The sequence below is a fragment of the Mesorhizobium sp. WSM4849 genome, from assembly GCF_055811385.1.
The window spans coordinates 9,836-22,863 of the sequence record NZ_JBVVPW010000041.1 but is presented as its reverse complement, the minus strand read 5'-3'; the positions used below and the strand labels follow the sequence as shown (position 1 = coordinate 22,863).

General features: G+C 63.2%; 15 protein-coding genes and 1 pseudogene. 7 read left to right on the top strand and 9 right to left on the bottom strand.

Going from position 1 to position 13,028, the window contains the following annotated elements:
* Positions 1 to 16 precede the first annotated feature (16 nt).
* Together AC0L3L_RS31685 and AC0L3L_RS31680 are read left to right on the top strand one after the other, a co-directional pair.
* Positions 17 to 349: a hypothetical protein gene (locus AC0L3L_RS31685; protein WP_473486742.1), complete on the top strand. Its 333-nt coding sequence runs from the start codon at positions 17 to 19 to the stop codon at positions 347 to 349.
* Between the two features lie 9 nt (positions 350 to 358).
* Positions 359 to 874 carry a SixA phosphatase family protein gene (locus AC0L3L_RS31680; RefSeq protein ID WP_473486741.1) on the top strand — a complete coding sequence of 172 codons (516 nt, stop codon included), beginning with the start codon at positions 359 to 361 and terminating at the stop codon, positions 872 to 874.
* Positions 875 to 953: 79 nt separating this feature from the next.
* Here AC0L3L_RS31680 and AC0L3L_RS31675 read toward each other — a convergent pair whose 3' ends face one another.
* The 7 genes and pseudogenes from AC0L3L_RS31675 to AC0L3L_RS31645 all read right to left on the bottom strand — a co-directional run bounded on the left by AC0L3L_RS31675 (position 954) and on the right by AC0L3L_RS31645 (position 8,042).
* Positions 954 to 1,217 carry a DUF680 domain-containing protein gene (locus tag AC0L3L_RS31675; protein ID WP_123151291.1) on the bottom strand — a complete coding sequence of 88 codons (264 nt, stop codon included), beginning with the start codon at positions 1,215 to 1,217 and terminating at the stop codon, positions 954 to 956.
* Positions 1,218 to 1,575: 358 nt separating this feature from the next.
* Positions 1,576 to 2,274 (bottom strand): DUF2270 domain-containing protein, encoded by a 699-nt coding sequence (locus AC0L3L_RS31670; protein ID WP_473486740.1) that lies wholly within the window; start codon positions 2,272 to 2,274, stop codon positions 1,576 to 1,578.
* A 56-nt stretch (positions 2,275 to 2,330) separates the two neighbouring features.
* The gene (locus AC0L3L_RS31665) at positions 2,331 to 4,439 is read right to left on the bottom strand and encodes a molybdopterin-containing oxidoreductase family protein (protein ID WP_473641085.1); all 2,109 of its coding nucleotides are present in this window, start codon (positions 4,437 to 4,439) and stop codon (positions 2,331 to 2,333) included.
* Between the two features lie 110 nt (positions 4,440 to 4,549).
* Positions 4,550 to 5,269, bottom strand: coding sequence for a cytochrome c biogenesis CcdA family protein (locus AC0L3L_RS31660; protein WP_473486738.1), 720 nt, complete (start codon positions 5,267 to 5,269; stop codon positions 4,550 to 4,552).
* Positions 5,270 to 5,278: 9 nt separating this feature from the next.
* The gene (locus AC0L3L_RS31655; protein WP_473613657.1) at positions 5,279 to 5,674 is read right to left on the bottom strand and encodes a thioredoxin family protein; all 396 of its coding nucleotides are present in this window, start codon (positions 5,672 to 5,674) and stop codon (positions 5,279 to 5,281) included.
* 161 nt (positions 5,675 to 5,835) lie between these two features.
* Positions 5,836 to 6,074 (bottom strand): annotated as a pseudogene (locus AC0L3L_RS31650) (molybdopterin oxidoreductase family protein); the annotation flags it as partial.
* A 90-nt stretch (positions 6,075 to 6,164) separates the two neighbouring features.
* Entirely contained in the window at positions 6,165 to 8,042 is a 1,878-nt protein-coding gene (locus AC0L3L_RS31645; protein ID WP_473641083.1) for an ABC-F family ATP-binding cassette domain-containing protein, read from the bottom strand.
* 89 nt (positions 8,043 to 8,131) lie between these two features.
* Here AC0L3L_RS31645 and AC0L3L_RS31640 point away from each other — a divergent pair, with 89 nt between their 5' ends.
* On the top strand, positions 8,132 to 8,476 hold the full coding sequence (locus AC0L3L_RS31640; RefSeq protein ID WP_473486735.1) for a hypothetical protein: 345 nt from the start codon (positions 8,132 to 8,134) through the stop codon (positions 8,474 to 8,476).
* Here AC0L3L_RS31640 and AC0L3L_RS31635 read toward each other — a convergent pair.
* Entirely contained in the window at positions 8,449 to 8,619 is a 171-nt protein-coding gene (locus AC0L3L_RS31635; RefSeq protein WP_165848808.1) for a hypothetical protein, read from the bottom strand. The two genes, AC0L3L_RS31640 and AC0L3L_RS31635, sit on opposite strands and share 28 nt — an antisense overlap.
* Positions 8,620 to 8,749: 130 nt before the next feature.
* On the opposite strand from AC0L3L_RS31635, the gene AC0L3L_RS31630 reads away from it, so the two are divergent.
* The 3 genes from AC0L3L_RS31630 (at position 8,750) to AC0L3L_RS31620 (ending at position 11,532) form a co-directional block, all read left to right on the top strand.
* On the top strand, positions 8,750 to 8,920 hold the full coding sequence (locus AC0L3L_RS31630; RefSeq protein ID WP_473486734.1) for a hypothetical protein: 171 nt from the start codon (positions 8,750 to 8,752) through the stop codon (positions 8,918 to 8,920).
* 70 nt (positions 8,921 to 8,990) lie between these two features.
* A complete protein-coding gene (locus AC0L3L_RS31625) occupies positions 8,991 to 11,072 on the top strand; it encodes an ATP-dependent helicase (protein ID WP_473486733.1) in 2,082 nt (693 codons plus the stop codon).
* A gap of 157 nt (positions 11,073 to 11,229) precedes the next feature.
* Positions 11,230 to 11,532 carry a DUF982 domain-containing protein gene (locus AC0L3L_RS31620; RefSeq protein ID WP_473641081.1) on the top strand — a complete coding sequence of 101 codons (303 nt, stop codon included), beginning with the start codon at positions 11,230 to 11,232 and terminating at the stop codon, positions 11,530 to 11,532.
* 91 nt (positions 11,533 to 11,623) lie between these two features.
* Here AC0L3L_RS31620 and AC0L3L_RS31615 read toward each other — a convergent pair whose 3' ends face one another.
* A complete protein-coding gene (locus AC0L3L_RS31615) occupies positions 11,624 to 12,136 on the bottom strand; it encodes a DinB family protein (RefSeq protein ID WP_292184234.1) in 513 nt (170 codons plus the stop codon).
* A gap of 92 nt (positions 12,137 to 12,228) precedes the next feature.
* On the opposite strand from AC0L3L_RS31615, the gene AC0L3L_RS31610 reads away from it, so the two are divergent.
* Positions 12,229 to 12,930 carry a glutathione S-transferase family protein gene (locus AC0L3L_RS31610; protein WP_473641079.1) on the top strand — a complete coding sequence of 234 codons (702 nt, stop codon included), beginning with the start codon at positions 12,229 to 12,231 and terminating at the stop codon, positions 12,928 to 12,930.
* The last annotated feature ends 98 nt before the right edge of the window (positions 12,931 to 13,028 follow it).

The following is a 13,028-nucleotide window of genomic DNA, read 5'->3' as shown; positions in this document are numbered from 1 at the left end:
AGATGCAGACAGGCAAATGGATCTCTTCGACAGCGCTATGCGGGCAAAAGGTGATCTGGCCGGTGCCTTCGAGTATGATGAGGCAGACAATCCAACGAATGCCACGGCGTACTTCTATCTGTATCGAGTCGAGGACGGGCGAGTGGGTTCCGTCATCGATGCAATTCACATTCGATCGGGCGATTGGGCCATTACTGAAGCAGACATTTCGGTCAAGTGGGATAAGGATGAACGGCGCGTAGGTTTGTTCATCTTTGGTGCGCTTTGGGCGACCTTTGATACCGCCATGGGCACAAAACATGGCGGCGGATATGGGAAAGACTTTCAGCCCGACATTCCTTGGTCTTAAATTGAACTCATGAAACAACTCCTTCTTCTGCGTCATGCCAAGTCGAGTTGGGACGATCCTGACCTTATTGACTTCGACCGGCCGCTTTCCGGGCGCGGGCTGAAGGCCGCGCCGCTGGTCGGGCGCGAACTGGCCAGGCAGGGCTGGCTGCCGGACCTGGCGCTGGTATCGCCCGCGTTGCGCACCCGCGACACATGGCGGCTGGTCTCGGCGGAATTGCCGGCGAAAACGCCGGCCAAATTTGTCCAGGCGCTCTACGAGGCCGGTGCGGCAGACATTCTCGCCAAGGTACGGCAGGCAAAAGCGGCAACAAGCAGCCTTTTGGTGATTGGCCATAATCCCGGCCTGGAGGAATTCGCGCGCCGGCTTGCGGGCGCCGGATCGGATGCCGCGGCACTCAAAAAGCTTGAAGAGAAATTCCCGACGGCAGCCCTGGCCCGCTTCGTTTTCGACGGTGACTGGGCACGGCTGGCCCTCGGCGATGCGCGGCTGACACACTGCGTTTGGCCGAAGGACCTGCGCTAAACGAGGGCTGTGACTTGATATACAAAAGCAGGAACGGCGGGCCAAGCCCGCCGCTCTTTGAGTTCCGAAGCTTGAGGATTTAGCGGCCCCAGTTGCCCCGGCCGGACTGAGGCACGACCGGTTCAGTCGTGCCGGGCTGGATCGTCGCGTTGGTATTGACGGTATTGTGCTCGGCCGTAAACGGCTTGCGGATCGAACCCGTGAACATATTATCGACAACAGGCGCATTGCCAACAGGCGCGGCCGGCTGGTTGACGCCGTCCGAACCATAATGGTCGCTGCCGGCAAAGGCGCTGCCCGTGGCAATGAGGATGGCGGCAGCGGTGAGAGCAATCTTGGTCATTTCAGGTACTCCAGTACTTTCATACTTTCAGTATTGTTGTCCGTCTCGTGGCGTGCCTTGGGAGGATTTCGCGTCGCTCGGACCACCCCGAGGTGGGTTGGCCATGCAGCAGTTTCCAATCACAAAGATGTTCCGGCCACGCCCTGAACCGGGTGCTTGAAATCCGCTAAAAGGCTTCCTTCGCCACAATCTTTGAACTTCTTCTCAATGCTTTAGGCGAATACGTCTGCCGCGCGGCCTGGCCATTTGCTGAGCCGACGTTCACTCTATCTTGCACAATGCGTCAACAAAAACGAACCGATCGGTTCGATTTCCTGCACAAATGAAATCGCAGATCCGCCGGTTTTGCGCTGCCGCTCTAGACGTGCACGTCACCAAAGGAGAGTTCGCCCTCGTCGCCAGCGGTCAGGAACGCCGTGACCAGCAGGCCGGCATAGAAGGCGGCGACCAGCACGACGATGACCAAGCCGGGAATGGGCCCCAGAGCAGCGCCGGCAACGGCCTCGCGCACCGAGCTGACAAAGTCGATGCGGACACCTTCGGTTAGAAGACTGGGGGTCGACAGTTTCAGGATCCAGGCCAGCAGCAGGATCAGCAGCATGTGGATGTAGTTTCGACGCAGACGGCGCGCCAACGCCGCTCGTTGCGAAATGAGGAATTTTGGAGTGCGCAGGCTTTCGCCGACGACCAACAGCCAATCGGACGCGAAGTCCGGCTGCGGCGAGAATATCTGCGCGAAATAGTGCCGTTCGAACTGGCGCACGCGGGCCCGGTAAACGTCGAAGAAGCGATATCGCCGCGCTTCTATCCACAGCAGCAACAGGACAAGCAGCATGGCAAAAAGCAGCACGCCGTGATGCGCGCTGGCTGTCGAAAGCGAGATGGACAACATCGCCGCAACGACCGTTATCGCCCAATTACTCGTCCGGTCCAGGCGATCGCGCCACCCCGTCATGCGCAGAATCTCGGCGCGATGAAAGTGCGACATCGTGGTTACGAGTTCGCCGGGCGAAAGCGTTCTTCCAATGGGGTCCGGCGCTGCCAACACTTCTGCCATCACCATGTCTCCACCGCCACGCAAAAACGGCTGGTTGGATATATCGTTCCGAGGCCTCACTTCGCCGCGCGCAGCCAGACCTTGTTGTCGTGGAACGCAGCACCGCCATAGGGCGCCGGCGCATCGGCGCCGGTCAGGACGTTGATGCCCTCGCCGCGCTCGTGGGCGCTGTTGGGCCAGATGCCTTCGGCGACCACGACGCCGCGCTTGACGCCGTCGAACAATCTTGCGTGCAGCACGACTTCGCCGCGCGCATTGCCGATCTCGACGCGGTCGCCATTGGCCAGCCCATAGGCTGCCGCATCGTCCGGATGCAAAAGCAGTTCCGGCCGGCCCTCCTTGGCCTTCGACACCGGCGTCTCCGAAAAAGTCGAGTTGAGGAAATTGCGCGCCGGCGAGGTGGTCAGCCTGAACGGATGCGCCGCATCCGCCACCTCGATCAGGTCGACGTGGTCGGGAAATTCCGGCAGGCTTGCCACCGGCCCGAACAGGCCCATGCTTCTCGGCGGCCGGTTGGGCGCCGCCTGCCCGGTCCAGTCGGCGCGGAAGCGGAATTTTCCGTCCGCGTGGCCGAAGCCGCTGATAAAATGCGCCGCCTCGAAATCCGGCTGCAAGTCGACCCACTTCTCTTCCTTGAGGCTCGAAAAACTACCCAGGCCGCGCTCGCCCAAAATGATGTCGATGTGCTGCTGCTCGGTCATGCCGAAGCCAGGCTTGTCGCCAACGCCCAGCCTTTTACCGAGTTCCTCGATGACGAAATGGTTGCTGCGCGACCCTTCCGGCGGGTCGATCAGCTTCGGCCCGAGCGTGATGTGCTGGTTGCCGCCGCCCTTGTAGATGTCGTCATGCTCTAAAAACATCGTCGCCGGCAGCACGACATCGGCGAGTTTTGCGGTGTCGGTCATGAACTGCTCGTGCACGCAGGAAAACAGGTCGTCGCGCAGAAAACCCTGCTTCACCAGCCGCTGCTCCGGCGCGACATTGACCGGATTGGTGTTCTGGATCAGCAGCGCGGTTACCGGCGGGCCGCCATAGAGCGCATCCTCAGCGCCGGTCAGCACCGGGCCGATGCGCGAATGGTCGAGATGGCGGATCGAGGGGTCGCGCATCCGCGTGCCTTCCAGCAGTTCCTGGTTCAGCTTGAAGATGCCCGAATTGGAATGGAAGGCGCCGCCGCCCTCATACTGCCAGCAGCCGGTGACCGCGGCGATCGAGGCGGCGGCATGCATGTTGACCGAGCCGTTGCGCTGGCGCGAGAAGCCGTAGCCGAGGCGGAAATAGGTTTTCTTGGTCGTGCCGACGAGGCGGGCGAAGGCCTCGATCTCGTCGACCGAAAGCCCGGTGATATCAGCCGCCCATTGCGGCGTCCTCGTCTGAAGATGCGCTTCCAGACCGTGCGGGTCGTCGGTGTATTTTTCCAAATAGGCGCGGTCTGCCATGCCGTCACGGAACAGCACATGCATCACCGCGGAGGCCAGCGCGCCATCGGTGCCGGGCTTCAGCACCAGGCCGAGATCGGCCTGCTTCATCGTCGCGTTTTCGTAGACGTCGATGACGACGATTTTTGCGCCGCGTTCCTTGCGCGCCTTGATCGCGTGGGTCATGACGTTGACCTGGGTGACCACGGCATTGGTGCCCCAGACCACCACGCAGTCGGACTTGGCCATCTCGCGCGGGTCGGGACCGCGCAACGCGCCGGCGCCCATCATCCAGCCGGTCCAGGCCAGATTGGTGCAGATCGACCCGAAGAAGCCGGAATACTTTTTCGCGTGGCGCAGCCGCTCGATGCCGTCGCGCTGCACCAGCCCCATCGTGCCGGCATAGTAATAGGGCCAGACCGTCTCCGAGCCGTATTTTGCCTCGGCCTCGATAAACTTTTCGGCGACGAGGTCGAGTGCGGCCTCCCAACTCGCTTCCTTCCAAAGGCCCTCGCCCTTGGCGCCCGCGCGGATCAGCGGCTTCAGCAAGCGGTCGGGATGATGGACGCGGTCGGCATAGCGGGCGACCTTGGCGCAGATGACGCCTGATGTGTAGCTGTTGGCCCTGGCGCCATGGACGCGGCCGATGCGCTTGCCGTCGAGCAGCTCGACCTCGAGCGCGCAGGTCGACGGGCAATCATGCGGACAGGCCGAATGGCCGATCCTGAGCTTGGCGTGCTGATTCATGGGAGCAGACTAGTCGGTTGCGAAAGCGGCGTGTAGGGCCAGATGCAGCGCTAACTTGCTTCTCCTTGCTGAGGCAAGCTGAAAATCTGGCGACCGCCAGCGCGGAGCCGTTAGAACTGCGTCGTCAACGCCGTCAGCCACTCGGGGGAAGCGTTGACGAGTGCGGTTTCCAACGCCTTGTCGAACCCAGACAGAATCGCGGCGGCGGTCATCACCAGCAAGACGCCTAAAGCGACCTTCAGCCCGCTGCCGGCGCCTGCGATGTGGCTGCGCCAACTCAGCAAGGTCTCGCGGGACAGTAGTCCGAGGATCAGCAACGGCACGGCAGCACCGAGACCAAACAGGACCATGGTGACCCCAACCTGGCCAAGGTCTTGGCCCTGCGCTGCAAGGACGGAAGCGGCACCGAGAGTCGGGCCAACGCAAGGGCTCCACACCGCGCCGAGCAGCAGACCGACGCCGAACTGCCCCCAAAGGCCAACGGAGGAAAAGCCGCCAAACCGCTGCTCGACCCAGTTGCCGGCCGGACCGGCCGCAAGCGCGATATGCGCCTGGAATGCCGGCACGATCAATATCGTGCCGAGGACGAGCATCAGAACTGCGGCGGCGCTGCGAAAGACACCGCCGTCAAGCCCGACGGAGAACCCGATCGTGGCGACGAAAAGCCCTATGGCCGTGAAGGATATGGCAAGTCCTGCGGCCAGCGCGATGGGGCCATAGCGATGCTGACTGACGGCAGCACCGAGCACGACCGGGATCAGCGGCAGCACGCATGGCGACAGCGTCGACAGCACCCCGGCCAGGAACGAAAATATGAAGCCGAGTAGCATCGCCGCCGCTCAGATCGTTTTATCAAGCAATTGCTTGATGGCATCCGCCTTGGTCACGCCAACAAGCCGACCGACTTCCGTTGCGCCCTTGAAGGTGATCAGCGTGCTCTGCATCCGCGCACCAAGAGCCCGAACAACCTCTTTTTGGGAATCGAAATCGACTTCGAAAACGGCCAGGTTTGCGTGCTCGGGCGCAGGCAGCAACTGGCCGAGCACCCGCTTCTGCGCCTTGCAGATCGGACACCAGCTGGCGGTGATCTCGACCAGGATCGGCTTGCCTGCCTTTTGCGCCTCTTCGAAGGCCTGCTGTGTGTAGGCCATGCGGCTGGCCGCCAGCGCCGCCGGAGCCGAGGCGAGGCCCGATATTGCGGTCAGGCCGATGAGGAAGGTGCGACGGTCTAGCATTTCTTGACTCCTGAAGGTGTCGGCGGGCAAGTAATCCCGCCATGGCGGACATGAGGATATGGTCCGTTGTTCGCGCCAGCGACGGCGAACGTTACAGGCTCACGGTAATGTTACCGAGGCCGCCTTTCCCTTGTGTCCACGTGCATTCGACGCCGTCAGCAGCCATCAGGTGCTGACGCCAAGCGCACCAGTGGCTTCAGCAAGCGCTCGGGACTATGGACGCGGCGGCGTAACGGGCGACCTTGGCGCAGATGACGCCTGATGTATACGTATCGGCCTTGGCGCCGTGGACGCGGCCGATGCGCTTGTTGTCGAGCAGCTCGACCTCGAGCGCGCAGGTCGACGGGCAATCATGCTGACAGGCCGAATGGTAGATCCTGAGCTTGGCGTGTCGATTCATGAGGCCAAACTAGCCGTTTATGGCGGCGGCGTGTAGGGCCAGATGGGCCTTCCCTTCTCCGCTTGTGGGAGAAGGCAGAGGGGCGTCGCGCTACTCCGCCGTGCCTTCCTCGTATTCCGCCGACATCGACAGCCATTTTTCCTCGTGGCCGGCCAGCGTCTGGGCAAGCTGCGAGCGCTCCTTGGCCAGCCGTGTCGCCGTCGAGGGGTCCTTTTCATAGACCGCCGGATTGGCGAGCTCGTCCTCGATCAAATCGATGCGCTTGCGGATGCGGTCCATCAGCGCTTCGGTGGCGCGGATCTCCTTGGCCAGCGGCTCGAAGGTGGCGCGGCGCGCTGCCGCGTCGCGGCGGCGGTCGGCCTTCGAGGCTTTTTCGGCCTCGCGCTTGCCGCGGCGGTCGCCGGACACACCGGTGACCAGCGTCTTGTAGTCATCGAGGTCGCCGTCATAGGGGTTGACCGTGCCGTCCTTGACCAGCCACAGCCGGTCGGCCGTCGCCTCGAGCAGATGGCGGTCGTGCGAGATCAGGATGACGGCGCCGGGAAATTCGTTCAGCGCATGGATCAGCGACTCACGGCTGTCGATGTCGAGATGGTTGGTCGGTTCGTCGAGGATGAACAGGTTTGGCCCCTCGAACGCCGACAGGCCCATCAGCAGCCGCGCCTTCTCGCCGCCGGACAGGTCCTTGGCGGCGGTGTTCATCTTCTCGGTGGTCAGGCCGAACTGGGCGACGCGGCCGCGCACCTTCGATTCCGGCGCTTCCGGCATCAGCCGGCGGACATGCTCATAGGCGTTTTCATTCGGTCGGAGATCGTCGAGCTGATGCTGGGCAAAGATCGCCACCTTCAGGCCGGGCGCCACCGTCATGGTGCCGGTCTCCTGCTTCAGGCGGCCGGACAGCAATTTGGCGAAGGTCGACTTGCCGTTGCCGTTGGCACCGAGCAGCGCGATGCGATCGTCAGCATCGATGCGCAGCGTCATCTTCTTCAGGATCGGCTCACCCTGGACATAGCCGACATTGACGTTGTTGAGCGCAATGATCGGCGAGGCCACCGTCTTCACCGGCTCGGGAAAGGAGAACGGCCGCACGTTGTCGTTCACAATTGCGGCGATCGGCTTCATCTTCTCCAGCGCCTTGATGCGCGACTGGGCCTGTCTCGCCTTGGAAGCTTTGGCGCGGAAGCGCTCGACGAAGGACTCCATGTGCTTGCGTGCGGCTTCCTGCTTGACCCTGCCCTTCTCCTGCAATTCGCGCTGCTCGGTGTATTGGCGCTCGAACTGGTCGTAGCCGCCGCGCCAGAAGGTCAGTTTCTTCTGGTCGAGATGGACGATCGAGTTGACGGCGCGGTTGAGCAGGTCGCGGTCGTGCGAGATCAGCAGCACCGTGTGCGGATATTTCGACACGTAGTTTTCCAGCCATAGCGTGCCTTCGAGGTCGAGATAGTTGGTCGGCTCGTCGAGCAGCAGAAGATCGGGCTCGGCAAACAGCACCGCCGCCAGCGCCACCCGCATGCGCCAGCCGCCGGAGAAGGACGAGGCCGGCCGCCGCTGGGCGGCGTCGTCGAAGCCGAGGCCGGCGAGGATGGTGGCAGCGCGCGACTCGGCCGAATGGGCGTCGATATCGGCCAGCCGCATGTGGATATCGGCGATGCGGTGCGGATCGGTCGCCGTCTTTTCCTCCTCGAGCAGTGCGGAGCGTTCAAGGTCGGCCTTGAGCACGATCTCGATCAGCGGTTCCTCGGTGCCGGGCGCTTCCTGCGCTACCTGGCCAATGCGCGTGTTCTTCGGCAGGCCGATCGAGCCGGTCTCGGAGGCGAGGTCGCCAGTGATCGCCTTGAACAAAGTCGTCTTGCCGGTGCCGTTGCGACCGACAAGCCCCGCCTTGCTGCCGGCCGGCAAGGTCAGCGAGGCATGGTCAAGAAGCAGGCGTCCGGCCATGCGGAGCGAAAGGTCGTTAATGATCAGCATGGCCGCGCTTTTGCACGGGACGTCAGCGCTTCGCAAGACCTTGAGCGCCGCTTGGCCGCATAAGGTATGAAAATGCCCGGCGCGGCCGGTTGCTTAATGCCGCGGTGGGGAAGACGATTGATCCGATCGCCGGCCTCGCCGGATCAGAGGCCAGCTTTGAATTGGGCCGGGACCCTGCTGCGACGGCGCGGCGCCTGGCGAGCATCGACTTCTCGCATCTGAAAATTGCAGTTTTGTCACATTTGTCAGTTGATTGCCTGTTCAAGGCGGTGGTCTTCCGCGATCACCCCATGACGCAACGGCAAGACTCAGCTATCTCTAGGTATGCGGCGGACCTGATACCCGCCTGGCCGGCGTCATCGCTCCCCTCCCAAGCGGCGCCGGCCACCTTTCCTACTGCGTTCCATCACTGCGCCGACGGCGCGCCGGGTTGATCATCGCCTGACGTCGAGTTGGGTGCAGGGTCGACCTGCGGGTTTTGATCGGCGCCGGGGGCCTTTGTCGGTGGGATGTTGTTATCGCAAGCCGCGACAGCCAGCGCCGCCGCCAAAGCCAGCGAGATTGATAGCTTGTTCATCGCAACCTCCTGTCACCGGGCAAACGAGACGGTGCCGATTTGGTTGCACGCTCAGGCAGAGCTCGGGGCCTTTGGAAAGCGGGGAACAAAACGCGGCCTCTTCGGTTGGTTCATACCAGTGGAGAAAATCATGATCCGTCTGCTCATAGCCGGAGCCGTCATCTACGTGGCCTACCGCATAGTCAGGGAAATCATTGACGAAGTGCCCGACGACTTCGATCCGCTGTTGCTACCGCCTCCCGATGACGACAAGTCGTTGCCGCGGCAGTCGGCGGCAATGGGCGTAGAGCCCCAGCGCTAGGTCCATCCGCCGGGGCGAGGAAACGCTGCATCGCTGTTGCGAACAAAGCAGAAACGATGCTTGATGGGCAATGAACCTCGCTGCCCGTGATTCGACCTTCCGGCCTGCCTATCTCGCGAAGCTGAACGCCGAGCAGTGCCTTGCCGTCGAGCATGGCGACGGCGCGGTCGCCGGGCCGTTGCTGGTGATCGCCGGCGCCGGCTCCGGCAAGACCAGCACGCTGGCACATCGCGTCGCGCATCTGATCGTCAGGGGCGCTGATCCCAGGCGCATCCTGCTGATGACGTTTTCGCGCCGCGCCGCATCGGAAATGGCCAAGCGGGTCGAGCGCATCGCCGGCGAGGTACTCGGCCGTGACGCTTCCGTTATCACCGATGCGCTGAGCTGGGCCGGCACGTTTCACGGCATCGGCGCCAGGCTGCTGCGCGACTACGCGCTGGAGATCGGCCTCGACCCGGCCTTCACCATCCATGACCGCGAGGATTCGGCCGACCTGATGAACCTCGCCCGGCACGAACTCGGCTTCTCGAAGACCGAAGGCCGTTTTCCAACCAAGGGCACATGCCTGGCGATCTACTCGCGTGCCGTCAACGCGCAGGCGCCGCTCGGCGAGATTCTCGGTTCGGTGTTTCCCTGGTGCGCCGGCTGGGCAGAACAGCTTAAGGCGCTGTTTGCCCGATATGTCGAGGCCAAGCAGGCGCAGAACGTGCTCGATTACGACGACCTGCTGCTCTACTGGGCGCAGATGGCCGGCGAGCCGGAGACATCAGCGCATCTGGGTGGGCGTTTCGACCATGTGCTGGTCGACGAGTACCAGGACACCAACCGGCTGCAGGCCGCGATCCTCACGGCGCTCAAGCCGGACGGATCCGGACTGACGGTGGTCGGCGACGACGCGCAGTCGATCTATTCGTTTCGCGCGGCGGAAGTGCGCAACATCCTCGACTTCCCCAAACAATTCGCGCAGCCGGCCGAGATCGTCATGCTGGAGCGCAACTACCGCTCGACCGAGACCATCCTGGCCGCCGCCAATGCGGTGATCGGCGAGGCCTCGGAGCGCTTTACCAAGAACCTCTGGTCGGAGCGCAGATCGACCGAAAAGCCGAAGCTGGTCAGCGTTCGCGACGAGGCCGAGCAGGCGAGTTACGTCTGCCAGGCGATCCTGACCGAGCGTGAGGCCGGCACGGCGCTGAAGGCGCAGGCCGTGCTGTTTCGCGCCTCGCACCACAGCGGGCCGCTGGAGATCGAGCTGACACGCCGCAACATCCCGTTCGTCAAGTTCGGCGGGCTGAAGTTCCTCGACGCCGCCCATGTCAAGGACGTGCTGGCGGTGCTGCGCTTCGCCGAAAACCCGCGCGACCGCGTCGCCGGTTTTCGCGTGCTGCAGCTTTTGCCCGGCATCGGCCCTTCGGCGGCTTCGCAGATCGTCGACACCATGGCGGCGTCGCTCGACGAAGCGATGGGGCTGGCGCGCTACCGGCCGCCGCAACGCGCCGCCGACGACTGGCTGGGTTTCGTCGCGCTGTTCTCGCAGCTTCGCACCGGGTCGGGAAAATGGCCTGTTGATCTCGAACATGTCCGGCTCTGGTATGAGCCGCATCTTGACCGCATCCACGAGGACGCAACGACGCGCCGGGCCGACATTCTGCAGCTCGAACAGATCGCCTCGGGCTACGCCTCGCGCGAGCGTTTCCTCACCGAGCTGACGCTCGATCCGCCGGATGCGACCAGCGACGAGGCCGGGCCGCCGCATCGCGACGAGGACTACCTGATCCTGTCGACCATCCATTCTGCCAAGGGCCAGGAATGGAAGAACGTCTTCGTCCTCAACACCGTCGACGGCTGCATCCCGATCGACCTCGCCGTCGGCAGCAAGGCGGACATCGACGAGGAGCGCCGCCTGCTCTACGTGGCGATGACGCGGGCCAAGGACGGCCTGCACCTGGTCATGCCGCAGCGCTTTTTCGTCCACGGCCAGGCGGCGCGTGGCGATCGTCACGTTTACGCCTCGCGCACCCGCTTCATCCCGGCCACGATCCTCAGCGCCTTCGAACAGACATCGTGGGCGAGCGTCCAGGTCAAAGACGATCCGCGCCGCCAGCCGCAAGTGCGCGTCGACCTTGGCGCCCGCATGCGTGACATGTGGAAATAGGCCGCCTCTTCGGCACGGCGCTCATGCCACGGGACTTGGTGGCGAAAACCAAATTTCGGCAACATGGAACCTGATGCCGCAATCCGCGTTTCTGGGCGTCCGATTCAGATCGGAGAGCGGCGTCCGCCGTCACCTCCGCCCAATATGAGAGGCCAGAATGCACGACACGATGCCCTTCACCCCGGTCGCCGTTACCGTCGGCGCCGGCCATAAGCGCATGCTCGCTTCGCTCTTCGACATGCATGAGTTCCTGACCGAGTTTCCGCCATCGCGACGACGCCTGAGCTATGGCGCGGCCGTGAAAGCCTGCGAGGCGGCACGCGCCGGCGAGATCTCGCCCGAAGCGGCGCGCGATGCCTTGGTCACCTTCGCGGTGACGGCAGGCATTCTCTGGCCTTCCGCCCGGCCGGCCGTCTCGGTCAAGCCGGCCGCCCGGGGCCAGGGCGGATACGCCGCCTGACTGGCGAGGCCTCTTTTGCGACTATAACCCGTCGAAGATGCTGTTCGTCTTCGACGGGTTTTCCTGTCAATTCGATCCGGATAATCCGAAATCAGGCGTAGGCGCGCCCCTCTTCGCTCCGCTGGAACAGCGTCAGGTCGAGTGGCACCGAAGGCCGGCCAAGAACGGTCAGGATCGCGTGCGCCTGGCCGCGGTGATGGGTCTGGTGGTTGAAGAAATGATCGAGCGCCGGCGCCAATCGCTGCGAGACGGTGCGCATGTCGGAGACGGTCATGTAGGAGAAGCGGCCGGACAAAGCCTTGTCGCTTAACGCCCCGACCCAGTCGATGATCCTTTTGTCTTCGGCCTCGCGCGCCAGTCGCAAGCCCGGCAAGGCGCGGTGCAGGATGGTGTCGAGCCTGGCCGGCGCGTCGCCCTCGCCGGTAAAGCGCCTCATCCAGATGCGATCGGCGGTCAGAAGATGGTTGAGCGTGCCCATTATCGAGCCGAAGAAAACCCCGACATTACGGTGAAATTCCTCCTCGTCGAGATCGGCGGCGGCATCGTAGATGCGGCTATTGGCCCATTGATTGTAGGCCGCAAACATCATGAAGTGCTGTTTCATCTTTTTCTCCCGACCCGCGAGACCCCGTTCCGGGTGCCTACCCCCATCTGCCCGAAACATCGCTCTAGTAGACCGCAAGGAAGCTGCCGCCAATGACCATTCTGCTCTATGACCTCGTCGGGCGCGATACCGCCCGTCCGTTCAGCCCGCATTGCTGGAAGGCGGCGATGGCGCTTGCCCACAAGGGGCTCGACATCTCCACCGTGCCGACACGTTTTCTCGAAGTGCCGACAGTTGAAGGCGGCGTTTCGAAACTCGTTCCGGTGATCCGCGACGGCGAGAAGGTGGTCGCCGATTCCTTCGCAATCGCGCTCTATCTCGACGGGGCCTATCCCGAGCGGCCGACATTGTTTTCCGGCGACGGCGGCAAGGCGATGGCGCGCTTCATCGAACGCTGGTCGCAACTGACCATCCATCCCTATGTCACCACTGCGGCGATCATGGACCTCCACGCCATGCAGGACGAGGCGAACGCCGCCTATTTCCGCCAAAACCGCGAGCAGCGCTTCGGCAAGAGACTGGAAGAGGTGATGGCGGCGCGCGACGCCGGCCTTGGCGCCTTCCGCGCCTCGCTGGAACCGTTGCGCTCGACGCTCGCCTATCAGCCGTTCATCGGCGGCCAATCACCGCTGTTTGCGGATTACATCGTCTTCGGCGCGCTGCAATGGGCGCGCATCGCCTCCCCCTACCGGTTGCTCGACGACGGCGATGTGGTGGCGCAGTGGTTCGAGCGCTGCCTCGACCTGCATGATGGCCTCGGCCGCAAGGTGGCGGCGGCCGCCGCCGCCGCATAGGGGAGTAAGGCAGTAAGGCAGGTAAGGAGTAAGGAGTAAGGAGTAAGGAGTAAGGAGTAAGGAGTAAGGAGTAAGGAGTAAGGAGTAAGGAGTAAGGA